This window comes from Streptomyces sp. NPDC044719, assembly GCF_056433405.1.
Genome location: NZ_JBWKHE010000016.1, coordinates 86958 through 98988 on the forward strand (window position 1 = coordinate 86958; position 12031 = coordinate 98988).

The window sequence follows — 12031 nt, forward strand, 5'->3', positions numbered from 1 at the left end:
CGGGCCAGGATGCCACCCAGGCTCCCCGGTGTCAGTGCGCACCCCTGCACTTTTCTCGGATGCCGGGCCGCCCTTCTCCGACGACTGCTCGCCGTACGCACAGTGGACCGCGTAGTGCCAGGGCCGCTGCCCGGGCCGGCGTCGGGTGCGTCAGTCTTCACCGCGGCCCGCGGCGAGGATCTGATACAGCTCCTCGGCGGGCAGGCGGGACCACTGAGCCACCTCCTCAAGCGCCACCCCGGCCACGACGGCTGCGGCGGCGGTATGCAGCACGGCCCGGTCGATCAACTCGGCACTCTGACTGAGGCGCTCCAGCAGTTCCCGGGCCACCTCGGCGGTGGTGCCGCTCTGCACGCCGCGCAGCTGCGCCAGCTCCTCGCGGGCCTCATCGAGCAGCTGCGTGATGTTGAAGCGGTGTTCGGCAGAAACGGTGGCACGCCACCGGGTACCCGAGCCGCCCGCCTGCGCCTCCGCCGCCATCACGCGCAACTGGCCGGCCATCGTTGCGGACTGCTGCTCCCGCTTCAGATGCCACGGATCGTCCCGCCACCCCGGCGGCCCGCCGCCGCGGCGGGCACGTACGATCGCACTCCTCCAGTCGCTCAGCGGGCCGCCGTAGTCGGCCGCGGCCAGCGGCCCCAGCCAGTCCCGGTCCACCCGCTCGCCCAGCCGGTGGCACAACGGGTCGTCCCCGCCCCGCACCCGAGGCCGCGTCCCCCCGCTGGCCCCCCAGGCCAGCTCGGCCATGGCCGGGTCCAGCAGTGCGTCGGCGACGGCCACCACTTCGGGGAAGACGACGGCGTCCCGGCCCACGATCCGCCACCGCTCCAGCTCCGTCCCGGCGTTGCCGCCCGCGACCTGGTGCAGCCGCCGCGGCCAGATGACTTCGCGCTCCCAGTGCAGGGCCTGCTCCCACCACCGGGCCACCACCGCGTGCGCCAGCGCGAACACCCGCTCCGGCTCGACTCCGGCCCGTACCGCCCGCCGCGCCACACCGGCCCACCGCCGCTGCGCCGCGGCCACCTCCGGCACACCCCGCACGTCCAGATACTCAAGGGGCTGGTCGGCGTCCGCGTCCAGGAGCCACCGCCCGTGCCGGACACACACCCGCTCCGATCGCGGCGCGTACCGCACCACCCGCACGGCCGTCCCCGTGCGCCGGGCCGCGCACAGGCGGCAGCCGAAGGCGACCGGTCCGGTGACCGCGCCTCCGGTCCGCCAGGCCGCCGCCGGCACCCCGTTCCTTCCGGCCGACAGCTTGGCGTCCTCCTGTCCCCAGGACGGCAACGCCCGTGCCAGCACGTGCTCCTCGACGCCGCACAGGCCTGCCAGGAGCTGCCGTCCGGCTGCGTTCAGCAGTACCTCGGCGTCGGCCCGCGCGCCCCCGCCGTCGTGCCCAGGCGGGTAGTTACGCCAGTGCCAGCAGGACCGCAGGACCCTCGCCTCCAGCCCGTAGCGGCCTGCGATGCGGCAGATCAGCGACGAGGTCGTCTCCCCCTGCAGGGGAGCTGTCCGCAGGAGGCCGGGATGATGGGTCACTCCACCACGGTCTCGTGTTCGGCGATCCGGGCGGGCGTTTTCGCAGCAGCCGTCCGGTCCTCGGCCTGTCGTCTGCTTACTTCCCCAGGCCGTGGGTCTCCCCTTCCTGGAGCCGGCAGGCGTCGGTGTGGCGGGGGATTGGCCCGTTCGAGCGCATCGTGATGATCCGATCGCACTAAGCTACGCCTGTGGTGGTTGGCGAAGATGCTCAGGTGAAGGGCTTCTCGGGGGCCCGCAGAGCCAAGCAGTGGCTCGAGGGCACGATGCGTATCTTCGGCGCGTACGCGAACACGGACTCGGAGTCCTGCGGCCGCAGGCTGACTCTGTCCTGGCCGTACGGAGGCCGGACGTTCTCCTTCGATCTGGGGGGCGCCATGCGCGGCGACCCCTACCAGAACGACATGTTCTGCGCGGAGGTCAAGAACTACGCGCAACCCAGCGATCAAGGAACCCAGTTCGACGAGTTCCTCGCCAAGTGCTACGTCGCCGCCCAGGCCCAGCACCATCTCAGCGATCACTTCATGTGGATCACCTGGGCACCCTTCCGTGCGAACTCCTGGTCCACCCTCAACTCACCCGGCCAGGTGGAGGCCGCGGTCCTTCAGCACAGCAGCCGCGTCTTCGGCACCAGCGACACCGAGGAAGCCCGAAAACTCCTGGATGCTGAACTCGCCCAGTCGGTCGCCGCACGCCTGTGGCTGATCGTGCTCTCGGACAAGCAGGAAACCCTCCTGCCGCTCAAGGACTGGGCAGCCATCGTCGCCGCCGAACTCACCCGCAGAGAGGGCTCGTGGTGAACATCGTCGAACAGTCGATCTCCCAGGCCATGGACGAGCCCGACGACCGGATGATGTTCACCCGTGTCAAAGACATCGTCGCCCGCCACCTGCGCCGCATGGACCCAGGCGCCACCGTCACCAAGACCGAGTTCTTCAACCACACCCATGTCCCCGACATGGTCCTCGAATGGCCCGGCAGACCCCGCACACCGCGCCGGTTCATCTATCTGCGCACCACATCGGACCAGCGCGAACTCGAGGACGACCTCCATCGCCTTCCCCGTGCCGACCGGCCGGTGCTTCTCGCTCTCGGTCAACTGCCCACCGCCCGGCAACAAGGGGATCTTCTCCCGCTTCCCGGCAGCAGCACCGCGCTGCTCCTCGACGCCTCCGCGCTCGGCGCACTCCAGCCGGCCGACGACTCTCCCGGCATCCCCCATCTGGTGTCCCGCTCCGTTCTCGAAGGCGGCCGCGGCACCCTCGACAAAGCGGCGACCGAGGAGTTCCTGAACACGGTCGTCCAGGGAGCCGAGGCTGCTCGCGCGGGGGAACGCGTTCCCACCCGTGAGGCCGTCGACGCCCTCAGCGCGCGGATGACCACCGATGTCGCCGACCGGATGTCAACCTTCCTCGCCGCGCTCTGGCAGGGCGGCGGATCCACACTCGCCAGCTTCCCCGCACCCCAGCGAGGCGTCGGCCATCTCGACGAGACGGCCCTGATGTACCTGCTGGAATCCGAAGACATCGCCGACACCGCGTTCTGGAACCGGGTCGTCCGCATGATCAGCCTCCCTATCTTGCTACGCACCCCGGCCGCCGGCACCGGCAATCTTCAGCACCTGATGCGTGAGGCGATCCGGCTCTGGACCAGCCGCGTCTGCATGATCGTGCCCGGCGCGGCTGACGCGGACATCAGCCCGTGGCGCTGGGCGGTGAAGGCCGGACAGCTGATCCTGCAGACCCCGCGTTTCCATGTGCTGGTTGCCCAGTCCCGACGCCAGCTCCCGCAAGGGCAGGAGCACGATCTGCCCCGCCTCGAAGAGGTGAGGAACAGGGCTGACCGCTTCGGCATCCCGCTGACCTCTCTTCGCATGGTCGTGACGGACCGCCACGTCGGATACGGCGGCCCCGGCGACGACATCTCCCACGACGCCCAACTCGACGGCATCAGTGACGCGCTGGGACAGGCCGAGGGAGTCATCGAGGCCGAAGCCCGCATCCCCTCCGGCGAGACCCTCCAGTGCCTGTTCGGCACCGGAATCGCCAGCGCCCGCGGCGCACGTACCCAGGTACCGCTGGACGCCCTCCTCGGAACCACGGCACGCCTGCTCTCTGATCTCTCAAGTGACGAAGCCGAGAAGATCACCCAGCTTCTCGGTGCTCAAGGTCCGCCCCCTGAACAGCCATGGAGTCAGCCCAGCTTCGACGACGTATAGGGCTTCGTTGAAGTGGTGGCCGCCCAGAGACCAGGATGGCCGTCTGAACCGCTCCAGGTACGACGGTGGCCGACTACGCGGGCTCTCCTCCGGGTTGTCCAGGATGGAGCCCGATCCGAGGTCCTACTGCTGCCCAGCCCGGGGCCACAGGCCAGCTGGGCAGTGCAGCAGCGAGCATCTTGTCACGAAGTGTTCTGGTGTCGACGCAGCCAGTCAGGGTCCCGCACTGGTGTGACTACTGGGTCAGGCTCAGCTGAGTCCGCGTCCGATACTTGCATCATCCTGTCGAACAGCCAGATGAGGCGGAAGAAGCGTAGTGCCGCGAAGGCCATGGCGAATTCGAAGATGAACCGTGCGGATGCGGGGTCCTTGTCTCTGTCGAGTGCGAGTGCGCTCAGCAGAAGGGCGCATACCAGCGCGGTGCCGCGCAGCAGACTGCGCCAGCTTCGCCGGAGACCGACTTGATGGTGACGTCGGACAGCGCGTAGGCGCTCCCCGTTCGCCGCGGTGTAGATGGAGATCGCGATCGCACTCAGCCCGCCGATTGCTGACACCACACCAGCAGAAGCGGCATACAGGTCAGTTCGCTGCGATGAGTCGATCCACGACAGCCAGTCTCCTGACCCGGTCGTGCGGATCGCCAAAATGTGAGCGCAGAGTATGAGCGCTGCTGTGAGGTAGTCGATCCAAAGGTGTTCTGCCCACCGATCCGCGATGGTGTCGCGTACCTCCACAGGCCCCCCTCGTCTATGCCCAGGTCACGAGCCCCCGGCATCCACTGCGAGTCGCAAAGCGTCCTCATGCTCGGCCGCTGCTCCCAGGATGGCATCCACCGCTGACATGATCCGGATTGACCTACCTTCGCCATCTGTGGCCGGTACGCGCTTTTTGGCCGTAATGCTGTGTTCTACTAGCTCGACGAGTCGACTCTGCTCCGGCCCGCCCGGCTCGGAGAAGACCAGTCGGGCCCGGGCCCGCTCGGCACCTGTGACCACATCGGAGATTTCTTCCAGGTCAGCAAGAAGATGCTCACGGTGCTCCCTGAGCTCCTTCTTCTTGGGCACAGAGATGATCATGGTCACACTGATCTCCCCGTACGATTCCCCGGCTACACGGAGCGTCCGAGCCAACCCACCGCGACGTTCGCTCAGCGCACCCATCTTGTTGGCCATGATCTTCACTTCTACCCGGCTCGCGCCAGAGGCGGTCTTGAGTTTCTCCACCTCGGCATGCGTCACTACTGGGCGGATCTGCAGCTGCCTGCCAGGGAATATCTGGATCCCGTTGAGCCACGTCTCCAGCGCCTTATGCGACGGCGCCGACACACCTCCCTGCATGATTCCCACAACGTTGCCGAAGGGAAGGAAGCAGATCACCGACGTGTCCAGGTAGCCCTCCTGAGCCGACTGTTCCAGCTCGCGCAGAGTTCCTGTGTCGAAGTTCATGACAGACAACCACTCGCCAGCGTCCTTCACACGATGCAGGAGCAGATGGTCCTGCATGTCGTAGGTGGCGATGGTGCCCACCATCTGTGAATCGGCTTCGAAGGTCCGGGCTGCGACAGGTGCCCGTGAGAGATCCGAGAGTGCGCCGTCCCAGTCCATCAGCTCGGGGATTCGTCGGGCTTCGCCGTCCTTGAGGACAACCACCTCGTAAAAGCCAACCGTGCGTTCCTTCATGTGGCCCAGCGTTGCCAAGGCGCCCCCTCACTCGTGCCGACAGCAGCAAGCCATGCGTCCGATCTAACAGTCGGTCACCGTCTGCTGAATAGATCGTAAACCCGTGCAGTAGGCCAAAAGGGCGCGAACCAGCGAACCGGTGTCGCTGGTCGTTCTCAGACTTTCATGTCCGAAATTGCTCCAGCCCTCGGTGAAGCTGGCAGTGGTGAGGAGTTGTTGTTGGCCGGGGTGGAGGGTGCTCCATTGACTGCGTTGGGCGTTGGCCCACCGTTGGAGGGTGTCGGGGAGGGGCTCGTTCCCACTGATCGTGGCGCGGTATTGCTGCCAGGTGCGGTGCCAGGTGTAGGGCCAGGGTGGGTTCCACCACGGGTCCAGGGCAGTGAGCGCCTCAACGGTGGTGGTGGAGAGGACGCCGGCGCGGGCTTTGCGGCGTTGCTGGCACAGCCATCTGCCGAGGGGGAAGCCGTCGTGGTGGGTGTGTTTGTCCGGGGTGAGGTGGCCGTGTCGGGCGGCGTAGACGCGTGCGTGGCCGAGTCCGGGGCTGGCGGGGTAGGAGCGTGTGGCCGGGGCGGGCCGTCCGCCTACGGCAGCGTGGGGTGTGACGCCGACGGCGGTCAGGAGGTCCCGCTGGCCGGGGTGGAGATGCTCCCAGGACTCCTGCTGGACACGGGCCCAGCGGCACAGGCCTAGGGGGAGATCCGCGGCCGCTACGCCGCCGACGCCCGTAGCTGCTGTGCGGAGGCGGTGGTAGGCCTGCTGCCATTGCAGGGGCCAGGGCGGATTCCACCACGGATCGATCATGGTCAGGGCTTCGGCCCGAGTGGGGGAGAGGCGACCCTGGCGGGCGCGTCGTCGTTGCCAGGCCAGCCACTTCCCCAGCGGGAACCCGTCGAGGACGGTGCTGGCGGGCGCGGCGATATGACCGTATTCGGCCGCGTAGGCGCGAGCTTGCGCGAGCGCGGTGCCCAGGAGACCGGGCTCGGCGCGGGGAGCCGGTGGTTGGGCGGCTCGGGCTGTTTCGGCGGTGATGCCGATCTTGGTCAGCAGGCGGTGCTGTTCGGGGTGGAGTGTGCCGTAGCCGGTGCACTGACGCCTCAGCCAGTCGGCCGACTCCTTCTCAAGGCCCGGAATGCCGGTACCACCGCCGTCAGCTGCGGACGCGGACTCTGACCGCTTCCGTACGCGGCTCCAATTGCGTTGCCACTCCAAGGACCAGGTCGGATTCCACCAGGGGTCGAGCGCTGCGAGGAGCGCGCTGACCGGCCATGTCCCGCCCGTCCTGCGATGGTGCTCCCGCGCCTGGCGGCGCTGTTCGCTCAGCCACCGGCCCAGCGGAAACCCCTCATGACAAGCTTTCAGGGGCGTGGCGAGGTGGCCGTGTATGGCGGCATACGTGCGCGCGTGGGCCAGCCCGGGGCCCGTACCGCAGAGCTGGGCGATGACCTCGTGGGGGCAAGCCGCGGCGGTCTCGGCGGTGATGCCGATCTCCGCCAGCAGACGCTGCTGCGACGGATGCAACTGCTTGTAGCCGGTGCACTGCACGGACAGCCACGTGGCCCAGCCGTCACTGCCGTCCGGCCAGCTCCCCTCTGCGGCCCCCTGATGCCGGTCCCGGGCATGAGCGCGGATCCGGTGCCAGGTGCGCTGCCACGCCAAAGGCCACGGCGGGTTCCACCACACGTCGATCGCGTCGAGCACCTGAAGGTGCGCTGGTTCGTCCTGGCGACGGGTGAGGCAACGCTGAGCAGTGAGCCACTTCCCGAGCAAAAACCCCTGGTACGAGATGTTCTTGGTGGCCAGGGCCAGGCATCCGTGTTCGGCGACGAAGGCGCGCGCACAGGCAACAGCCTTATCGATGCCCGCTGTCCGGCTCGTTCGGCGCGGTCGTGCGCTGCCGACGGCCTGGGCCGTGAGGCCGATGTCGGCCAGAAGACGGCGCTGTTCGGGGTGGAGTGAGCTGTAGTCGGTGCACTGCAGGTACAGCCACTCCCCGGTTAGCACGTGGGTGTCGGGGAAGCCGTCGGCGGCGTTGAGGGGGCCGTGGCGCCTGACGTGGTCGCGGGCGCGGTAGTAGGAGCGCTGCCACTTCACCGACCAGGGGATGTTCCACCACGGATCCACCTCCTTCAGGGCGGCGGCCTTTTCTTCAGGCAGGGCCAGGGAGTGGGCCTGCTGGTTGTGCACCCATTTCCCCAGGGCGAAGGAACCGACTCGCGTGTCGCGTTGGGTGGCGAGGTGGCCGTGCTGGGCGGCGTAAGTGCGCGCGTGGGCCAGGCCGGCGGCGAAGGCCCCGTCGGCGTGCACGCTGTGGCCCCGCAGCCGTTTCTGAACCGGCAGACCCTCTGTGCCCGCGGTCTTCCGGCGCTGGTAGCCCGCGAGAGCGTCGGCGAGAGGCCGGGGCCGGAGCGCCAAGGGGACCTGCCACAGCCGCTGTTCGTCGTCTCCACTGCCGCCCTTGGTACGGATGCACTGGTACGTCCAGGCAAACAGCGGTCCGTGGGTGCAGGCGGCCAGACGCGCGGTGAGCCACGGTCGCCGCAAGCGATCGCCCAGCTCGCTGGGCACGCAGGGCACATCAGCCAACCGGTAGGGGAGGTGACCACCACCGTCAGCAGCGACACGGAGCCGCCAGACCGGGCTGGCCAGAAGCGTGGCGAGGGCGACGGTCTCGGGGTAGGTGACCAGATCCCGCGCCAGGATCCGCCACCGCTGCGGATCCTCGCCCGCGGGCATGGCCGCCTCCAGCCGCATCGGCCACAGGCGCTCCTCGGGCCACTTCTGCGCCCACCACCAGGCTGTGACCGCCTCAGCAACCTCGAATGCCGAAGCAGCGACGGGGGAGCGGCGCAGCAGCCTCCGGTGACCCTCCTGCGCCTGAACCACCTCCGGGCATCTGGCCAACCCAACGACACGGCCCCCGCTGCCAGGCACGCTCATCAGCCAGTACCCGTGGCGTGGGCAGACCCGCTGATGCGCCGCCAGATACACCCGGGCTCGAGCAACGCGACCGGTCCGCGCAGCCACACAGCCCGGGCACGCCGGACCCCAGGCAGCAACCGTCTCCACCCCGTTGCGGAGCCGCGCCGCCGGCCGCTCCTTCGAGAGACCCAGCGGCTCCTCCCGCGTCCAGGCCGGCAACGCACGGCGCAAGCCCACCTGCGGCACACGACACAACGCCGCGAGCCGGTCCCGGGCTGCGGCGTTCAAGAACACCTCGCTGTCGCCCTGCAGAGCCCCGACGACATCCTGCTGGCCAGCCACCTCGGTAACCGACGAGAGCAGACTCCGCACCGCCAGGCCATACCTGTCCGCGATCCGCCCCAGGAACGACAGCGTCATCTCACCCTGCAGCGGGGCCACACGAAAGGCACTCGCGGCCAGCAACAGATTCCCCATCCGTCTCGCCCTTCCAGACACTCCACCCGCGAGTCGGTCAGTCGAACAGCCCCAACACGGCCAGCCGCTGCCGCGTTTCAGTAAACGCAAGACGACTCACGGACCCCACAGCCGCTCCTGAGGGAGGAGCCTCGGCCACCGACCTGACCAAGCCAACACAGCGCCAGCAGTGCGTCCTGCATCCCGCAACACAAAGAGGGTCCGTGCCGGATGCGTCCGGCACGGACCCTCGCGTAGCCTCCCATGCGCGGCTAAGCCCTGGCCCAGTGCAGTCCGAGGTCGGCGAGCTGCTGGAGTCGTTCGGGGGTGAGCTTTGCGCGGCGGCCTTTCTGGTTCATGATCCACACACCCAGTCGAACCTCTGTACCGTCTTCCAGCCGCTCTACGTGACCCCTGGGGACGGTCACGGAGCCGGTACGGGCCTTGTACTGCGCGAGGGCCGCTACGCCCCGCTCGAACGCCCCTGAGGTGCCCCCAGAAGCCTTGGCGGGTGTCTCCTGCTCTGGCGGTAGGGGCTGGATGCCGAGTTGCTCCAGGCGTTCGCGCTGGCCGTCCGTGAGGCGTTCCCACACGTTCGGCTGTCTCTGTCGCAGCAGCCATCGTCCGACGTCTTGGCCGGCAACTGTCACGCCGGGCAGAACCTCGGTGCCCTGTTCGTCGCGGACGAGTTCGCGTAGGGCGGCGTAGTGGCGTTGCCAGTCGGCCGGCCATGCGGGGTTCCAGTCCGGGTCGATGGCTTCCAGCGCTGCCCGCCACTGAGGGTGCCCGTCCAGCGCACCCGGGCGCCGCAAATTCGCCAGCCACATCCCCAACGGCTTGTCCAGCGCTGTGGCCGTCCGCGGAGCACAGAGGCTGAAGGCCTGCTCGTAGTAGACGCGGGCAGCTTCCAGGTTCTCCTGGAAGCGTTCGTCAGCCATGGACCAGACCATGCCCAGCGCTTCGAGCCGGCGGGCGCGCTGGCCGGTCATCTCTCCGGCCCCGTAGGCCCGTCGCTGTTCAGCGACCCATTGCCCAAGGGGGTACGGGCCGGGGGCCTCCTTGTGGCCGTAGGGCACCCGTGCGTGGCCCTCCCGCTCGGTGAACCGCTTGAGCGCCGCCCAGCCGCGCCCCCAGTCCTGCCGCTCCGTATCGATCACGTTGAAGGACACCCACTCCGCGACCATCACCGGGTCCCTTGGGGCGGCGAAGCGGAGCAGCAGGCGGGATTCTTCCTCGCCTTCCTCCGGTTCCGTACCGATGCTCACCGAAGGCTGCGCCACGTCCTTCTGCGGCTCCTGTGGAATCGCGAGAAGTTCGATGGCTTCTTCATCGTGAGCCCGCAGTCCCTCAAGTACTTTCACCAGGGGCCGGTACGAGCCGGAGGTGAACATATCCTCAGGCTTCTCATCGGGCTGCAAGAAGACGGGCACGATCAGCGAAGCCAGCTTTCCCTGTCCCGGCTTCTGCCGGAGTGCCCGGCCGATGGCCTGGACGATGTCATGCGGGGCGCCCTTGGGGTCGAGCAGCGCCACGCTGTCCACGGCCCGGATGTCCACGCCCTCACCCAAAACGCGACAGTTCGAGAGCACGGCCCGCTGCGCCGTGGACCCGAATGAACCCAGCACCTCACGCCGGCGCTCGGGGGCGTGCTCGCCGCAGAGCCAGTCGGCCCAGATCCGCTTGGGGTACGTCTCGGGCTGGTCCGCGTGCAGCTTCGCCGCCACCCGCTCCAGACCTTCCGCGTACGCCTGCGCCTCCATCGTCCGATGGTGGAACGTGATGCACGTCTGAAGGTCATGCTCGGCCATGGTGTGCAGGAGCGCGGCCTGGAGCGCCCCGAGCCGCTGCCCACGGACCTCCTCGCTGCGCCGCTCCTCACTCATCAGCCGCTCGGGCGTGACGAGGGGGTCCTGGAGCTCGAGGACGATGATCTGATACCTCGCCAGCAAACCCCGGGACACGGCCGACGCCAGCGACAGCTTGTACAGCACGGGCCCGAACACGGCTTCGTCGTCCATGGAGGCCGCCATCTCCCGCGGCAACGGATCCCGCGCCCCCTCGGCGACCTCCCGGTTGAGCCGCTCCTCCCAGATCCGCGGCGTCGCGGTCAGGTACAGCCGGCGGTACGCGGGGATGACGGCCTGGTCGTGGATCTCCGCCCACGCCTTACCCATCGACCCGGAACTCCTGTGGGCTTCATCAACTACCGCAAGGTCCACCGGGGCCAACTGCTGGCCATAGGCGCCCTCGAAAGCCTCAGCAAGGACGCCCAGCGACGCGTACGTCGCGTAGATGGTCACCGGCCCGGAACCGTGCCACAGCGCCAGCTGCACGGGGTTCGTCGTGGCGCGCACCTTCAGGTTCCACAGCTCCGGGTCGTCCTGGAGCGAGCACACCGCGACGGCCGGCCCCTTGTGCCCGACCTCGTGCCACGCCTTCACCGTCTGCGCCAGGAGATCCAGCGTCGGCACCAGCACGAGAGTGCGCCCCTTGGGCACGAGCCGCTTGGCCGAGGCGGCAGCAATAATCGTCTTCCCTGTGCCGCACGCGGCGTGTACCTGCCCGCGCAGGCCATTCCATGGAATACCGCCCGGCGGGACATCGAAGCCGCGCACAATGGCGCTGACGGCCTCGACCTGATGGTCACGCAGTTTCACGGCCATGCCCGTGCTCTCCTTTCAGCGGAATGCGGAGCGTAATCCAGAAGGGGAAGCCCGGGGCGGTGGATAGCTGGCCCAGGGGTATGCTGTCTGATACCAGATTCTACACAGTGCATCACTGTGATACATCTGCCTCGCGATAGCTTCCTCTCTCGGAGTGACACATGACCGAATCCTGCTCAGTCAGGGCCGATTACCCTGTACGCTTGAGGGTGCTGTTGAGGTTGACCGAGTGAGGTTTTGAGGACTGGCAAGGGGGTCGGGTGGAGCGCAGCGGAGCCCGTCTCTGCGACGCAGGCCGGCGTTCGATCGAGCCGACGGCCTGTCACCTCCGTTGTAGGGGTGGTGGGTAGGAATCCCAGTGGCTACACAGCCCCGCGCATGATGCACCCTCCCCTTGTAGCCAGCCTCAGGAATCCCGCTTGCGGGATTCCATCAATTCGCGCTTGCGCGAATTGACACGTTTTTAGAATTCCGCTTGCGGAATTCAATTCCCGCGCTTGCGCGGGAATATGGCGAAGCGTCAGCGGAGCCACGCCCGAAGCGAAGCGGAGGGCGCCACT

7 protein-coding genes are annotated in these 12031 nt (G+C 68.1%); 2 read left to right on the forward strand and 5 right to left on the reverse strand.

The annotated features are described in order from the left end of the window. Positions 1 to 150: 150 nt before the first annotated feature. Positions 151 to 1539, reverse strand: coding sequence for a TniQ family protein (locus AC07DF_RS40505; protein ID WP_478982458.1), 1389 nt, complete (start codon positions 1537 to 1539; stop codon positions 151 to 153). A gap of 188 nt (positions 1540 to 1727) precedes the next feature. Here AC07DF_RS40505 and AC07DF_RS40510 point away from each other — a divergent pair, with 188 nt between their 5' ends. After that, positions 1728 to 2336, forward strand: coding sequence for a hypothetical protein (locus AC07DF_RS40510; RefSeq protein WP_388257888.1), 609 nt, complete (start codon positions 1728 to 1730; stop codon positions 2334 to 2336). Continuing rightward, positions 2333 to 3754 carry a hypothetical protein gene (locus tag AC07DF_RS40515; RefSeq protein WP_478982460.1) on the forward strand — a complete coding sequence of 474 codons (1422 nt, stop codon included), beginning with the start codon at positions 2333 to 2335 and terminating at the stop codon, positions 3752 to 3754. Before AC07DF_RS40510 ends, AC07DF_RS40515 begins: the two co-directional genes overlap by 4 nt. Positions 3755 to 3936: 182 nt before the next feature. Here AC07DF_RS40515 and AC07DF_RS40520 read toward each other — a convergent pair whose 3' ends face one another. The 4 genes from AC07DF_RS40520 to AC07DF_RS40535 form a co-directional block, all read right to left on the reverse strand. Then, on the reverse strand, positions 3937 to 4488 hold the full coding sequence (locus tag AC07DF_RS40520) for a hypothetical protein (RefSeq protein WP_478982462.1): 552 nt from the start codon (positions 4486 to 4488) through the stop codon (positions 3937 to 3939). 24 nt (positions 4489 to 4512) lie between these two features. Next, complete coding sequence (locus AC07DF_RS40525) at positions 4513 to 5433, reverse strand: hypothetical protein (protein ID WP_478982464.1); 921 nt, start codon at positions 5431 to 5433, stop codon at positions 4513 to 4515. Between the two features lie 63 nt (positions 5434 to 5496). Then, complete coding sequence (locus AC07DF_RS40530; protein WP_478982466.1) at positions 5497 to 8829, reverse strand: Helicase associated domain protein; 3333 nt, start codon at positions 8827 to 8829, stop codon at positions 5497 to 5499. Between the two features lie 251 nt (positions 8830 to 9080). Further along, the gene (locus AC07DF_RS40535; protein WP_478982469.1) at positions 9081 to 11471 is read right to left on the reverse strand and encodes a helicase associated domain-containing protein; all 2391 of its coding nucleotides are present in this window, start codon (positions 11469 to 11471) and stop codon (positions 9081 to 9083) included. Positions 11472 to 12031: the final 560 nt, after the last annotated feature.